The organism is Smaragdicoccus niigatensis DSM 44881 = NBRC 103563 (genome assembly GCF_000380645.1).
Taxonomy (GTDB): domain Bacteria; phylum Actinomycetota; class Actinomycetes; order Mycobacteriales; family Mycobacteriaceae; genus Smaragdicoccus; species Smaragdicoccus niigatensis.
The window spans coordinates 23,165-37,760 of record NZ_AQXZ01000018.1 but is presented as its reverse complement, the minus strand read 5'-3'; the positions used below and the strand labels follow the sequence as shown (position 1 = coordinate 37,760).

Here is a 14,596-nt window from a genome sequence, read left to right as displayed (position 1 = left end):
GGAGGCGCTCGAAAGGGTGCGGCTGATAGCGTCTCGCCCCATGGACATCGAGGCCGACAGAAGCTGACCCACGCCTTCGACCGAAAGCCACCTTTTCGATGTCTACCAAGCCCGTCATCACGTTTCGCGATCTCACCTTCGAATGGCCGGACGGGACGATCGCACTCTCCCAGGTCAACGGCACCATCAACCCCGGTCGGACCGGGCTCATCGGTCGCAACGGCGCCGGAAAGTCCACCCTCCTTCGGCTGATCTCCGGTGAGTTGCAGCCGACGGCCGGCCACGTCGATGTCAGCGGTGAAGTCGGCTATCTGCCGCAGACGTTGACCCTGCGACCCGACGCGACCATCGCCGAACTACTCGGTATCGACCCCATCCTGGCCGCGCTGAAGGCCATCGAATCCGGCGACGTCGACCCTCGCCACTTCGAGCTGGTCCACGACAACTGGGACATCGAGTCACGGGCCGACGAGGCGCTGCATCGCATCGGATTCTCTGCCGCAGACCTCGGTCGCCGGGTTGTCGAGGTCTCCGGAGGCGAGAGCATGCTCATCGCGATCACCGGACTCCGTATCCGCCGAACGCCGATCACGCTGCTCGACGAGCCGACCAACAACCTCGACCTAGCGACCCGTGCTCGGTTGGCCGAGTCCGTCGACCACTGGCCGGGCGCGCTTGTCGTCGTCAGCCACGACCTCGAACTTCTCGAGCACATGGATAACACCACCGAGCTCTACGGCGGCTCACTCACCACTTTCGGTGGCCCCTACAGCGCGTGGCGCGAGTACCAAGAACAGGAGCAACGGGCAGCCGTACAAGCCGCCCGATCGGCGCAGCAAGCGCTCAAGACGGAAAAGCGTCAGCGCATCGAGGCGGAGACCAAGCTCGCGCGGCGGGAACGGACAGCGAGGAAGGCACAGCGCGACGGCGGCATTCCCAAGGTCCTCGCCGGCAATCTCGCCAACTGGGCGCAGGTGTCGGCGGGATCATTGCGGTCCACCCTCGACGACAAAGTTCAGAACGCCCAGGCAGCGGTCGACGCCGCGGACGCGAACGTCCGGGAGGAGGAGCACATCCGTCTTGACCTGCCTGATCCGGACGTCCCTGCCGGACGCCGTCTCGCAAAATTCAGCGACGAAGACCTCACCATCGTGATTCAGGGTCCCGAGCGGGTTGCTCTCATCGGCGCAAATGGATCCGGAAAGTCGACGTTGGTGGAGCAGCTCGTCCATGGTTCCCCGGCGACGAACGGGCACCCGCGCGGCCGTCTGCTCACCGAGCACATCGGCTACCTCCCGCAGCGTCTGGATGGACTCGCCGATGAAGCCAGCGCAATCGAGAACGTGCAAGCGGTCGCCCCAGGTATCCCCGTCGGCACGATCCGCAACCAACTCGCCCGGCTTCTGATTCGAGGTGACAGTGTCGATCGGCCGGTGCACACACTGTCCGGCGGCGAGCGGTTTCGCGTCGCGCTGGCCCGCCTCCTCTTGGCGGACCCGCCAGCTCAGCTCCTGGTCCTCGACGAGCCGACGAACAACCTCGATATCGAGAGCGTCGAACAGCTCGCCGAGGCTCTCGATTCCTACCGTGGCGCCTTGCTCATCGTGAGCCACGACGTCTCATTCCTCGAGCGGGTACGCGTCGACACGGTCGTCGAACTCGATGGACACGGCCGAATGCGGCAGCGCCCGGGTTTGAGCAGTTGACTCAGCCGGCGAAAACGTCCTCCACGTATCGATCCGACTGCACCAATCCGACCATCCAGTCGCGAGCGGCCGCTTCATCGGCGCCGGTCCGCGCTCGATAGATGTCCAAGAATGCCTGCCGAACGCCCGGAGCCATCCGAGCACCGTCGCCGCACACGTAGACGTACGCGTTCTTCTCCGGGTCTCCGATCAGATTCCACACGTCGTCTGCGTCGGCGGCAATCCGGTCCTGGACGAAACGAATACCGCCCGGCGCCGTGTGCGAGAACGCCGGACGCATGTCGACGATCCCTTCCTCGACGCCTCTCTCGAATTGCTTGCGGAAGATGTAGTCGACGTCCGGGTCATTGACTCCGAAGAAGCACATCGCCTGCGTGTACGTGTCGCCCGCCATCTTGGCGGCGAACCGATCCATGAGGAAGCCGCAGAACGGAGCAACGCCGGTCCCCGCGCTCACGAGGATGACATTTCGCGCCGGATCACTGCCGGACCGGAATGCCTCCCGTGCCCGGTCGACCCGGGCCCGAATCTGCGTTCCCGGTGCGATCTCGGCGAGGTGGTTGGACGCCACGCCCTTGTACATCCCACGACCGGATCTCGCGGGCGCCTGCAAGACACTGACGATCAGGGCGACGATCTGCGGCGACAGTCGTGACGACGACGAGATCGAGTAATGCCGCGGCGTCATGGGGTCGAGCAGTTCGAGAAGATCCGGTCCGCGGAGCGTGCATGCGGGGAACTCGACCAGACACTCGAGCGGGCTGATCGCCGACGGTGTTGAACTGTCGGCCAGTTCCTCGAGACGCTGTCGCTCCGGCGGACATGGGTTGGACGCCGCAAGTCGGCGCAGCTGAGTGGGCGTCGCGGCTTTGCGAAGCTCTACAAAGTGTGTGAGCAGCTCGCGAGCGGTCACTTCCCGGTTCACCGCAATCAATCGGCGGGAGCTGCGCCGCGGGTTGATCGACAGGCGCATGTCCGGGTCGATTCCGCCCGCCTCGAGGATGAGATTGACCAGCTCCGGAGGGTTGTCGGCGAGAACCGTCAGGTGATCGCCCGTCTGGTATTCGACGCCCTCCGGAAGCGCGATCCGGATGTGCCGCTTGCCTGGTCCCAAATCGTTCGGCGCGACCAGCTCGTTGTTTTCGAGCACTGTCATGGGTTGGACTTCGAACCTCGCATCGATCTCGTCGGTGATCGAACCGCTGATCTTCCGCACCTCGTACAGCGACTCTTCCGGCGCCGCCGCCTTCGGTGCACTGTTCGGATCTCCGAATCGCTGTACCAACGCTGCCCGCAGGGCGACTGAGAATTCGTCGATTGTCCCCGCGAAGTCACCGGCGACGTCGGCGGCGGTCCTGGGCAGCAGCCGCTCGGCGCCCATCTCGGCCAGGCGCGCGTCGATACGTTTCGGCACGGCTTGGTACGTCTCGGACCAGTTCCGGTCGCCGACACCCAAGACGGCGTAGAGCGGTGTCCCCTCCAGCGTGGCGTCGGTCGAGCCCAGCCAGTTGTAGAAGTTGCGAGCATCGTCGGTGGGCTGGCCGTTGTACGACGACGCAACGATGACCGTAACGTCGGCGGCGGGGAGAGCCGCGACGGCGTCATCAAGCGGTGCGACGGTGGCCGTGCAACCCCAATCGGCCGCGTCTTCGACGAGGTGTTTCGCCAATGCTTGGCACGTGCCGAGGTTCGAACCGTGCAGTACCGCGAGGGTGGTACCGGCCTTGACCATGCCAAGCGCGCTAGCGGCCGGCGGCGCGGCGGTAGCAGTAGGTGCCACGCTCGGGGCAGCCTGGTGGCGTTCCGCAGGCGTACGACGGATGAGATCGAGCTTGAAACCGTTGGGTTTGCGCTCGGTGGGAGTCGCGTAATTCAGAACGTAGTGGCCTGAGTCGACGAGCCGGTACCGATGAACAATCCGTGCGATCGTCATCGTCGCCTCGTGCAGCGCGAACTGGCGTCCGATGCAGGCCCGCGGGCCGGTACCAAAGGGCCGGAAGAGACCCTCCGGTCGGGCCGCGACATTCTCAGGCAAGAATCGGTCCGGATCGAACTGTTCGACGTTGTCTCCCCACTCGGGCTGGCGGTGCAACCCACCGGTCAGGACCGTGAAGGACTCGCCCTGGTGGATCGGGTACCTGCCGCCGATGACGGTGTCCTCGAGGGCCATCCGGTCAAAGAACGGAACCGGCGGGGACAACCTCAGGGTTTCGTCGATGCATTGCCGGAGGTACGTCAGTTTGCCCATGTCGTCGTAGGACGGCAGGTAGTCATCCTCGGTCCCGAAAACGCTATCGACCTCAGCCTGAACCCGGTGGAGCACGTACGGATTCTTGACAAGGCTGTACAGCGTGGTCGGCATGAGGATCGACGTCGTGATCTGGCCGGCCACCAAGAACGTGAACGACTCGTTCCGGATCGTCTGAATGTCGAGCGCCATCTGGCCGTCGGGACCGGGCGCGATCATCAGGTTCATCAGGTCGTCGAGATCGCCGGGTTGCGGATTCTGATGACGGACGACCATTTGGTCGACGAAGGCGAAGAGCTTGGCGCGCGCAGCTTCGTAGGTCTCCGGGTTGCCGAGCGGTGGCATGTTAAGGCTTGCGATGAGGAAGGCCATGGGGATTTCGGAGAACCCGGGCTGGCTGAAGGAATCGAACCGCGCACCGAACCCGGCGAGTGCTACCGAGTCCATCGCCAACTTCGTCAGGTCCAAGGACACATCGACCGGGTGATTTCCGATGGCGGCGTCCCAGTGCCTGGTCATCTCCACATTGATGTCGAGCAGCGCCGGGTGATAGCTACGCAGTCCGTTGTAACTGAACCCGGAGATCAGGACGTCGTGTGCCTTCTGCCAGTTCGGTTCGCCACGGAATGCGGTGAACAAACCGTCGCCCGCGAGTGGGCGTACCCGCATGAGTCGGCTGGTCACTTCCTTGTTGAAGCGGGACTCGTCGCACAGTTCGTTGACCATCTCGCGCGAGCACACCATAACCATGCGATTGCCGTTGACATCGGCTTGGAAGATCGGACCATACCGTTCGGCGAGGAGGTCCAGGGGCATTGCGTACGGTCGTCCTGCGAGCTCCGTGAACATCGGCAGATCCCCACTCACCATGGGGATGTCGTCGAGCTGCGGAGGGGCAGACACCTTGAGGAGCGTGTCCATATTTCGCACCCTAAACCCGCCATCGCGGCTCGGGGCGACAACCGGCATTTCCAGCTCTGATCTGCACAAATGGGCAAAATTCAATAGAAAATGCAACTACCGGCCGAAGGCGTTGAGGAACCGGTCGCGAAAGGACTCCATGGGCCACACCGGAGCGTCCGCGCTCGGCCGCAGTCCGGGCTGCCAGCCCCACCCGGCGGTCCGGTCCAACACCGCCCGGTCGCGGGTAACGATGGTGATCGGGACGTCCAAGCCCTTGTCGTCGCCGATCAGGTAGGTGGGCGGCTGGTGGTCGCCGAGGAAGATGAGCACCAGATTGTCGTCGCCGTAGGTCTGCACATAGGAGACGAGGGTGGACAACGAGTACGCGATGGTGCGGCGGTAGCCGTCGCGCATTCGAGGACCGTCGAGCATGACCACCTGCGCGGAGTCCGCCTGCCCGGCATCGGGTTGGTCGAAGACCGACCCGTCGCCGATGTCATTCCAGTCGCGCAGGTTGGGGATCTCGTGCCACGGCCAGTGGCTCGACACCAGTGGAATCTCCGCCATCAGCGGCCCTCGCCCGGCGCGCTCGCGTTCGGTGTGTTGGAAGAAGGAAAGCGTGTACTGGTCTGGTGTCTGGAAGCCGAAGTACGTCCGGGATCGGGTGCCCAGTCCGTCCTCGTACAGCTGGTCGAAGCGGTAGAAAGATTCGGCCGACCACGGGCCGCGGGTGGACGGCTGGACCGCGACGGTTCGCCAGCCGGCGCCGTGGAACCCGCTGGTGAGCGTGAGTCGGTCGCTTCCGACGAGCTTGTCGAAGCTGTACTGGTTTGCCACCCGCAACCCGGACTGCAGCGTCGCGTGGGCCAGCCAGCTGTCGCCGCCGGACGTGGGCGAGGTGAGGAAGGCGCTCCGCGAGGCGAACCCGGCCTCGTCGAGCTGGCGGGTTCCCTCGTCGAGAACCGGGTCGACCGTCGGCGCGAACTCCGGGTCCTCGAGCGCGATGCGCCCATAGCTTTCGACGTAAACGAGAACAACATCCTTGCCATGCAGCGCGGCAAGCAACCCCACGCCCGACGGGTCGCGGGACGCGGCCATCTGGGCGTCGAAGCTTCGCTGGTTCTCGAGGCTCGTCCACACCTGCCGGCTGGCTTGGTAGGCAAGCGTCGCGACGCCCCGGGACGCGACCGGCGCTGAGAGCACGAAGCACACGAGCCAGACGACGGCCAGGGCCCCGACGGCGCGACCCGTGGTGCGCCGGTGGTCAGTCGCAACGCGCGCGAGCCGCACGACGGACAACGTCAAGACCACGACGAGAGCGACGGCCAGGAGGACGGCTCCGGTTGCGACGGCCAGGGTGCCGAGCTCGCCGATCGACGCCTTGAGCAGGGACACGCCGTGCCCGAGTTGAGGCCAGTCGAAGACCGGGTCGAACGGCTTGCCCAGGACAGCAAGGAAGCCCATCTGCAAAATCCGCAGCAAAGTCAGGAGGCCAAGCAGCGCGCCGACGACGAGAGCGGTGATCCGGCGAGGCCGCGCCGGAAGCACGAGCAAGAGAGCTGCGCCAAGTAGCCCTTCCACGGGAATCCGCAGCAGGGAAAGAGGGGTGACCTGCCGAATCGCGGGTGGCGCGACGAGTGCGAGGTACACCAATAGGGCGGCGAGGCCGGTGACGACCCACCCGAGTACTCGATTGCGGCCGGCCACGGGGCCACACCTCACCACGAATCGATCCAAACACAATTCGGCTCACCGTGAACCGCACTCCGTTTGGCTCCTACTGCGTCGGGGACCTGTGTGTCGCGACGCGGCGCTGTATGAACTTTGCGAGATCTCTACTGGCGGTGTCCATCGCGATCGCGAGGATGCGCCGCTGGAGGAAGCCCGGTAGCGGAATCTTCAGTGCCAGTTCGAGATCGAAAACGACGTGCGTACCCGAAGCCGTCGGTGTCAGTCGGTACGACCCGACTTGTTTTGCCTGTTGCGAGCTTTCGACGAGCGACCAGTGCATGGCGCGGTCGCCGTCCCACTGGTAGCGCGTCTTCTGATTGTCCGTGACGCCGACGACACTGACCTGTGCGCGGACGAGATCGGGCAGGCCGTCCGCGTGGCGCGTAAGGACAGACGCCGACTTGTGTGGACTCGACCACGACGGCAAGTCTTCGATGTCAGCAAGCGCGTCGATTATCGCGGCCGGCGTTGCCTTGATATCAAATTCACGAGTTCCTTTGACGGCCATGATGTTTCACCGCCACGCAAAATCGAGCGAGAATTCAATGACGACTGCGACCATTTTGAGGCCCCTTACATCCAAAACCTGGGCTCAGCATCGCAAGTCGGCCGCCGTCGTCTCTGGAGTCCGTAGGCACCGGTAGATGGGTCTTTGTTCCTACTTTTGGCACAATCCGCCAAACGCACTAGCGGCTTTCGAGGTCCGCCTTCAACCGAGCCAGAGTCGTAGCGATGTTTCGTCGCTGAAAGTCAGCAAAAGTACGGGAACCAGTGAGAATCGGATCTGCGGCCGCGGCCAGGAGGTCCGGCCACGGGCGTTCGTCATGCCAGGTTTCAGTGACTCGCGTGCCGCCCTCGACCGCCTCAAATCGGTACTCCCAGGACGCGATACCAGGCCGCCTCCCCGGATGCCGAAGCCACGGCAGTCCGAGGCCCAGCCCTTCGGTCCGGAATATGAATACGCTGCCCGGCTCCGCCGTAGTGACTCTCGCTCGGCCGACCCACCTGAGGATTGGGCCGCGCTTGTTGGAGCCGTCGAACGTATCGCCGACGACAAGGGACTTCGTCGCGACCTTCGCGCCCGTGTTCTCGGGGCTCCAGCGTCCCATCTGTGCGACGTCGGAAACGGCTCGGTAGGCCGTCATAGGATCGACGCCGTTGACGACGACCGAATCCGAAACGGTCAAATCACGCATTGGCTCATCATATGCGCACCAAATACTTGAAGTATTCGACGACCGGCGATCGTCAACCCAGACTCATGAGCGTTATGCCGCATCAACGCGCTCACGGTAGCTTCGGAACTGTGCCGAACCTCGAACTCACCTTCACCGAGAGCGAGATGGAACTACTTCGCACCGCTGCAAATGCTTCGGGACAGTCGCTCGAGGCTTTCGTTCATGATGCCGTGCTTAGGAGCGCGAACGACAACGGCTTCCGCGCCCGCGTTGAAGCGACGTCACGGCTCGTTGCGGAAAAGTCTGGCGAACTCAACCGCCGATTGCGGTAGGTACGAAAAAGGCGGCCCTCACTGGGAGGAACCGCCTTTGACCTGCACTTACTTTGTCGGGCTGACAGGATTTGAACCTGCGACCACTTGACCCCCAGCTACTCGGACGCCCTGCCGCTACATGCCATCAGGTGCCGTGAGCTGCAACGGCGTGCCGATCGCGAAGCCCAGATTGCCGTCTACTGCCGCCCTGTGCCGTGCTCTGCCGCTGATCGCCCTAGTTCATTTCCTAGTTCTTCGGACCAGACGACTGCACGTATCAGGTACGGGCAAAGCTCAAACCAAGCGAAGGTACGGCCAAGCCTTCATTGCGGAGTGGTTCCCACTGAGTACCTCGCTCGCGTTCTAGGCTCCAAAGCAACCCAGAGGAGTGCAAGTGACATTCGGCCTGCCAAGTGGCGACGCCCCAGCAACGCTGTTTCACTACACGACGGCGGCAGGCTTGCTCGGAATTCTCACTCCTAGGCGATTCGGCTCGACAACCGAAACGCAGCTTGCACGCGCTGGGAAGTCCTCTCGGGGAAAGTCATTCTCTCTGTTCGCGACGGACGCTCGATACCTGAACGACTCAAGCGAAATCGTGTTTGCCGCGGAGGCACTCGCAGATGCAATTGAGGAGATCGCAACACCGGATGACCGGCGTGGCATCCCGACGCTTGTGAGTTTGCTTCGTGAGAGAGTTTTCTCCACTTGGAGTGCCGCCAGTCATCGGCCCAAGAACCGATCGACGTACGTCACGTGCTTCTGCGAGAAGGGTGACCTTCTCAGTCAGTGGCGTGGGTACGGGAGCAACGGTGGCGGCTACTCCATCGAGTTTGAGACGACCGCCTTACGCTCCCTGTTTGGAGTGGTGTCTTCCAAAGATCAAGAAGCCGCCAAACTGTCGTCACTTCATCGGGTGTCGTACGGCATCGACAAGGCGGCAATTGCAAAAGGAGCGTCGGAAATCCTCGCAGATCAGAGAGCTTCGCCGATGACGGACTGTGTCTCCTTTCTTGCACAGTTCAAGAGCGAGGCATTTCGTGAGGAGCAGGAGTGGCGGGTAATCGCCAATGGCTTTGGTGGCATCCTCAAGCGCGAGTTCAGATCCGGTGCACAGGACACCATCATTCCGTATGTGACCCTTCATCACCGGCCGTCGAGCACGACGGAGGGGCGCGAGCTGCAGCCCGCCGCGATCAGATCAGTCACCGTCGGCCCGGGCCAGCACCAAACACTGCGCGTCGATGCCGTCCGCGAACTGCTGGATTATCGCGGTTTCGTCAACGCAGAGGTCAAAGTTTCCCGAACAACGTATCGCGGCTGATCGCCTGCAATTCTGGCTGGATTGTGCCGACACTTTGCCTCGCGACTAAGAAGGTGCCTCGGGCTCGGTCAGCGCAGCAGGTGTCGGCACCCGGCCAGGCCCCAAGTTTCGTCGCCGACTCAACACGCCCGAGCGCGGGAGCGCCCACCCCTCTTGGAAATGTTTCAGTTCCGCCATACCGCGCCAATCCAACACATAGGCGGGCCGCGCCTAAACCTAGGATCGCTAGCGAAGCTTGGAGGCGTGCGAATGACAGTGCTCGATTGGGTCCACGAGTTGACCACATCGCCGGTGTCCGGTGCTGTCATCGCGCTGGGCGGTGTCTATCTCACGAGACGGACTACCAAGTCCGAGGGTGCGGCGAATCGAGCAGACAAACGGACGGACCAGTTGCGCGAGGAGGTAGCGGGCATCCTCGCCGAGCGACCGAAGATGCTCGATTCGCGGCAAAGGCTGTACAGCGCCCAGGTGGCCAGTCGGTTGTACAGCGAAGGCAAGCTGACGGCGCCCGAGGTGCCCACGCCCGTCCTGGCCGTCCGTGACGCGCACATAGAACTGTGCGACGAGGTGCGGCACAAGGTCATCCGGGCAAAGTTGCTCACGCGCGACCCGGCCATCGAAGCGGCACTGGAGCAGATCGACGAAGCCGCCCAAGGGTGGGGCAAGGTGATTGGCGCGGCGTCCACCGACGCCAAGGGGTTCGATCGCTATACGGAGCTTCAGAATGCCGTTGGAAATGCCTTCGACGCACTGGAATCTTCTACCCGCGCAGTCACGACCGCCGATGGCAAGGGTTCGGCCAAGCGGTAAGACCGATGGCTGTCAGCCTTCGAACGCTTCCTCGTCGATCGTCTTCAGCTCGAACGTCTCGCGGACCTGAACCCCGACGTTGTAGCGGATGAGCAGCCGGCCCAACTCCACTCCGTCGATCAGCTTCAACCGCAGCGGAACACCCTCTGCGTAGGCTCGGGCACCCTGCGAGAAAGTCGCGGTGGTGACGAATACTCCCCGGCTGGTCTGTGCGCCTTGGAGGGCACCGACAAACGCCTGCATCTCGGGCCGCATAACCGACTTGTCTTTTGCGTAGCGTTTGGCCTGAACGCCGACGAGATCAAGCCCGAGTGCGTCCTGACGAACCAGTCCGTCCAAGCCGCCATCTCCCGGCTTGCCAGTGTGCTCCATCAACGCCTCGCGGCCCCCGTATCCCATCGCCCGAAGCAACTTCAGCGACAACGTTTCGAGGAACGTTGGTGATTGGGCCAGGATGCGGTCTAGCAATTCTTCGGCGAGCGAGTCGTAGGAGTCCTCGACAATCGCCCCGATCGACTCACTCGGGGACAACTCCTGCGATACGACGACTACCGGGTCCTTTGGATTCTTGCTGTTCTTGCGAGTGGTAAACGCGATGTACTCGGGAAACTCGATGAGGACAGTCGTATCGACCCGTGCCGGGTGGGTGGCGAGCACCTTCTGTCCACGTTCAGTCAGCTTGTACCTGGCTCGCTGCGGCCGTTCGAGAAGCCCGGCCTGAGCCATATGGGTGACTGCCCACGCCACGCGGTTGTCGTAGGTCGATTGTTTGCCGCTGGGCAGCATCTCCAGCCGGTCGGTGTCAGTGACTCCCAGTGCAGCCGCTACAGTTTCGCGAACCTCGGATAGTGATCGGGCTTCATCGCTGTCAAGTGCAGCCAAGACCGGGCGCATGAGTGTTTGGAAGTCGGGAACCGCCACGGATCAGACCCTAGCGGCGCTATACCTCGGATTAGTCCTGCTTCAGCTATCCGTTAGCTTTCCGCTGTCAAACGGAACAAATGGGCAGGCGAACGGCCCGGACATTAGGAAACCCGATGGTCCCCCCAGAAAATCCGATGGTCTTTTGCCTGCGGCGGACAGGGACGCTCCCGTCGAGTACCCCTGTCCACCGCCGGCAGCCCGGTCCTATCCGTTGAACCACCCCGGCCCGGATTCCCTTGTAAATGGAAGCCGAAGGTGGCGGGCCGGACTACCAGCGGTGAGGCGGAGCGGTTAGTACAACTCCGAGGGTTAATCCGAGTACCCGCGCCGCCTCACCACGTTCATTTTTGCAGGTCAGCCACACTCACGGCTGACCGCCAAACCCCTGTTCCGGGTCGTAATACAGTTCGGGGCCATGCGGTCGCCAGCCCAAGTGGATCGCAAGCTGATACACAGCCAACGCGTCGGCACCCTTGCGGGCTTTCCACATACCGCCCACCGACTTGTGGGCCGGCTCGAACAGTCGCCCAATCTTCCGGTTCTCACTGGTCATCGCCGCTACACCAATACCGCGGTAAGCGGGCCGGGCGCGGGCTCGCGAGGTGCCGGCGCGCGGCCCCATCGGCGGACCCACTCGGGCGGCACCACATGCGGTACGAACGCCGTGGCCCACGCGGCCAGGTGGTCGCGGTCGTCTGCGGACAGGAATCCCCACCGCTCGAGGTAACCCGACGCAGGCACCCGCGGATCGGCCTTGCACAGCTCGCGGAAGGACACGAGAACGTCGGAGACCGCGAACCCCTCGCGGGGAGCGAGTGAGAAGGTGCCGGGTCCGAAGACGCTCGCGACCCGACGCCACTCGCCAAGGGTGCCCGGCTCCCCGCAGCCTTCGTCGGTGCAGGCCGAGCACAGCGGGAACCCGTCGATCAGCGGCCCGGTTCCCCACTCGAGCACCGCACCGATTCCGCATTCCGCGCAGGCGAGCCCGCAGGGGTGGGCGCACGCGGCCGGCGGATCGTCGGGCAGGAAGGTCGCGAGCATGTCGATACGAATGCCGGCAAGGCCGCCGATATGAGCCCACGGGGCAACGGGAACCATCCCGTTCGCGCGGAAGAACCGGCCCGGGTCGGCCAGGTAGAGCGGGCGGAGGACCGCGGCGAACCAGGTGATCGTCTCGTCATCGAACCGGGCCGCGAATTCGGGGCTGAACAGGGCGGAGAAGGTGTCTCGGGTCGCCGGCCACGTCAAGGGGTGGCAGTCGGCGCTGGTGGCGAACCGTCGCCCGTATACCGGGAAGGGCTCACCCGATCGGGACAGGACCGGCTGGTCCCGGGGATCGGCGATCACCAGCGAGGGGCCGGAAGGGTCGGCGGGTCCGCCACAGTAGGGGCAGGCGGGTGAAGTTGGGGAATCCATACCCACATTCTGGTACTTACGTACCAAATAGGGGCAAAAGAAACCTGGCAGGGCTCACAGGTGCGTCCGTCGATCAGACGGTTAATCCAAGCGATGGCGCTACGCAGATATCAAGCAGCTCAGAAACGGTCGAGGCTTTGTAAACCACGCCCAAGTCGATCATCTCCTCGGCAGCAATGCCGGGAATATGCAGCGCCTGAATTACCGGCGCACCCCGGTGGTAGACGGCTGCGACCACGCCGAGGAACACGAGGGTTGGCGATGTGTTCACAGCGAAGTTCCCGTGCTTGTCCGGCGCGGCTGACGGGAGGTAAAGGAAAACTGGACTACCGCTCGACCCCGGAAAGACCGACGCATCAATAAGGAACGTCGGCTTCCCCTCATAGTCCACATTGAGTGCCGAGGCGCTGTGGCCGCGGCGAACGATTGGCAGCTTCGAATGCGAGTCGTACAAACCATTCGGATACCCAACGAAGATCACAGGCTCTATAGGCTCAAAGTCTTCGAGCCGTTGGGGTGTCGCGGCGATCGCGCTGGGGACGGCGCGGAAGAAGACCGGGGTTCCGCGCTGCACCAGTGCATCCACGATCTTGCCGATCCGCATCGCGGCGACGTCGATGTCCGGATCAGGGTGGCCGGTGAAGGCCGTCGAGGGTACGTCAACGCTGACACCGACACCGAGGGCCGGTCCGCCGGCATCACCACCGACAAAGTGCAGGGTTACCTCGTCCGCACCTTCGATGACGTGCTTGTTGGTGACGACGGCGAGGCGTCTGTCCCCTCCCGGCATCTCCTTCGCGTACACGAAGCCTGTTCCGCTGCCGGTGTCGCCGTTGGGGTAGGTCGTCGTGATGCGGATCGTCGTGAACAGCAGCTGCTCGATGACGGTGTTCACCTGCATGGAGGGCACGCTCCTGGTTGCGCTGTGGATGCTGACGAGCCTAGCGGGCGGCGCGCTGGGCGAAACTGGAGGCATGGGAGCGAAGCCCGGCAGGCCGCCGTCATGGGGAACTCGCGGACCGGCGCATGATTTGGAAGACGCCACCACAAGCGAACTGACCGAGGAAATAGAGCACGGATTCCGTGTGTCGCTGCAATGCGATGCAACGTGCAAGGCCACGGGCAGGCAATGCGGGAACCCGGCGCGGCCCTGGACCACGGTCTGCCGAGTGCACGGCGGGAAGAATCCGAGGGTCATTGCCAAGGCGAATGAGGTCCGGCAAGCGGCGTACTTGCGGTGGCGCAGGATGACCGAACAGCAGCGGATCGACTCGCCGCCGCTGTTCCCGCTGCCGGACCCTGATCGCCGGCTACGGCGAGGGCGGAGAAACCCGTACACGGTCCGGCGCGAGCGTGAAGCCGAGAGAACGGCGATGATCGCGGGGGCGGTCGCATACAACCAGATCAGACCCTCGAGGTTTCGGATCGGTGAGCTGCCCACCGATGCGGGCATGGGGTGGCCTCCCATGCGGTAGCGATCGTGTGGGTGTGTATCCCATTGAAGTGGGGTCTAAAAGGTTCTCGACCAGCGCGTTTTCGATAAAAATTCAACCCCTCGCGTGAACTTGACACTGAGAAGATCACCGAGAGGGCCGGGCGAAAATGGCCTCCGGGTTGCCGGCGATCTCGGAAATTTCCGGCCTCCTGGCCCCCGCCCCCACCTCGAGTGCCCCTAACCGGCTTTGAGGGCTTCAAGCGCCGATAGAGCGGCGAAAATGGCCGCCTTGGGCATGGCACAGATGTAGGCGTTGCACCCGCAGCATCGGGCGATCGCGGGTCCGTTGGTCCACCGCAGGTAGACAGTCGGGTTGGGGCCGCAATTCTTGCAAGGGCGGTCGCCTGGCAGCGGACACGGAACGTCGATTTCGTGGATGACAGCGGCGTACTCGCGGCCCGTGCTGTGGCATTGCGGGCAACCGCCGCACGGGGGCTTGTCGCAGGCGCGGCCAGTGCCGGCGCACGCGCGGCATTCGATCGTCTCGAACATGGTTTCCTCACTCACTTTCTTCGCCCCTTCAAGATCAAAAATGGGTCGATTTTCA

At 63.5% G+C, this 14,596-nt stretch carries 14 protein-coding genes; 5 read left to right on the top strand and 9 right to left on the bottom strand.

What is annotated here, in order from left to right; translation table 11 throughout:
• The first annotated feature begins 98 nt into the window (after window positions 1-98).
• Window positions 99-1,706, top strand: coding sequence for an ABC-F family ATP-binding cassette domain-containing protein (locus tag F600_RS0116235; protein ID WP_018161682.1), 1,608 nt, complete (start codon window positions 99-101; stop codon window positions 1,704-1,706).
• 1 nt (window position 1,707) lies between these two features.
• Here the strand turns inward: F600_RS0116235 and F600_RS0116230 are convergent, their stop codons facing one another.
• The 4 genes from F600_RS0116230 to F600_RS0116215 all read right to left on the bottom strand — a co-directional run bounded on the left by F600_RS0116230 (window position 1,708) and on the right by F600_RS0116215 (window position 7,784).
• The gene (locus tag F600_RS0116230) at window positions 1,708-4,875 is read right to left on the bottom strand and encodes a cytochrome P450 (RefSeq protein ID WP_018161681.1); all 3,168 of its coding nucleotides are present in this window, start codon (window positions 4,873-4,875) and stop codon (window positions 1,708-1,710) included.
• A 96-nt stretch (window positions 4,876-4,971) separates the two neighbouring features.
• Complete coding sequence (locus F600_RS0116225) at window positions 4,972-6,564, bottom strand: alkaline phosphatase family protein (RefSeq protein WP_018161680.1); 1,593 nt, start codon at window positions 6,562-6,564, stop codon at window positions 4,972-4,974.
• A 70-nt stretch (window positions 6,565-6,634) separates the two neighbouring features.
• Window positions 6,635-7,096: an SRPBCC family protein gene (locus F600_RS0116220; RefSeq protein ID WP_018161679.1), complete on the bottom strand. Its 462-nt coding sequence runs from the start codon at window positions 7,094-7,096 to the stop codon at window positions 6,635-6,637.
• Between the two features lie 178 nt (window positions 7,097-7,274).
• Entirely contained in the window at window positions 7,275-7,784 is a 510-nt protein-coding gene (locus F600_RS0116215; protein ID WP_018161678.1) for an SRPBCC family protein, read from the bottom strand.
• 110 nt (window positions 7,785-7,894) lie between these two features.
• On the opposite strand from F600_RS0116215, the gene F600_RS0116210 reads away from it, so the two are divergent.
• The 3 genes from F600_RS0116210 to F600_RS0116200 all read left to right on the top strand — a co-directional run bounded on the left by F600_RS0116210 (window position 7,895) and on the right by F600_RS0116200 (window position 10,214).
• A complete protein-coding gene (locus F600_RS0116210) occupies window positions 7,895-8,098 on the top strand; it encodes a type II toxin -antitoxin system TacA 1-like antitoxin (RefSeq protein ID WP_026306600.1) in 204 nt (67 codons plus the stop codon).
• Between the two features lie 376 nt (window positions 8,099-8,474).
• Entirely contained in the window at window positions 8,475-9,404 is a 930-nt protein-coding gene (locus F600_RS0116205; RefSeq protein WP_018161676.1) for a DUF2971 domain-containing protein, read from the top strand.
• Window positions 9,405-9,653: 249 nt separating this feature from the next.
• Window positions 9,654-10,214, top strand: a complete 561-nt coding sequence (locus F600_RS0116200) for a hypothetical protein (RefSeq protein ID WP_018161675.1) — start codon at window positions 9,654-9,656, stop codon at window positions 10,212-10,214.
• Window positions 10,215-10,226: 12 nt separating this feature from the next.
• Here the strand turns inward: F600_RS0116200 and F600_RS0116195 are convergent, their stop codons facing one another.
• The 4 genes from F600_RS0116195 to F600_RS31915 form a co-directional block, all read right to left on the bottom strand.
• Entirely contained in the window at window positions 10,227-11,135 is a 909-nt protein-coding gene (locus F600_RS0116195; RefSeq protein WP_018161674.1) for a restriction endonuclease, read from the bottom strand.
• 367 nt (window positions 11,136-11,502) lie between these two features.
• A complete protein-coding gene (locus F600_RS0116190) occupies window positions 11,503-11,691 on the bottom strand; it encodes a hypothetical protein (RefSeq protein ID WP_018161673.1) in 189 nt (62 codons plus the stop codon).
• Between the two features lie 5 nt (window positions 11,692-11,696).
• Window positions 11,697-12,554 (bottom strand): hypothetical protein, encoded by an 858-nt coding sequence (locus F600_RS30570; RefSeq protein WP_156024643.1) that lies wholly within the window; start codon window positions 12,552-12,554, stop codon window positions 11,697-11,699.
• A 73-nt stretch (window positions 12,555-12,627) separates the two neighbouring features.
• Window positions 12,628-13,455 carry a trypsin-like serine peptidase gene (locus F600_RS31915; protein WP_018161671.1) on the bottom strand — a complete coding sequence of 276 codons (828 nt, stop codon included), beginning with the start codon at window positions 13,453-13,455 and terminating at the stop codon, window positions 12,628-12,630.
• A 346-nt stretch (window positions 13,456-13,801) separates the two neighbouring features.
• On the opposite strand from F600_RS31915, the gene F600_RS31910 reads away from it, so the two are divergent.
• Complete coding sequence (locus F600_RS31910; RefSeq protein ID WP_162141439.1) at window positions 13,802-14,029, top strand: hypothetical protein; 228 nt, start codon at window positions 13,802-13,804, stop codon at window positions 14,027-14,029.
• Window positions 14,030-14,226: 197 nt separating this feature from the next.
• Here F600_RS31910 and F600_RS0116165 read toward each other — a convergent pair whose 3' ends face one another.
• Window positions 14,227-14,556, bottom strand: coding sequence for a hypothetical protein (locus tag F600_RS0116165; protein WP_026306597.1), 330 nt, complete (start codon window positions 14,554-14,556; stop codon window positions 14,227-14,229).
• Window positions 14,557-14,596: the final 40 nt, after the last annotated feature.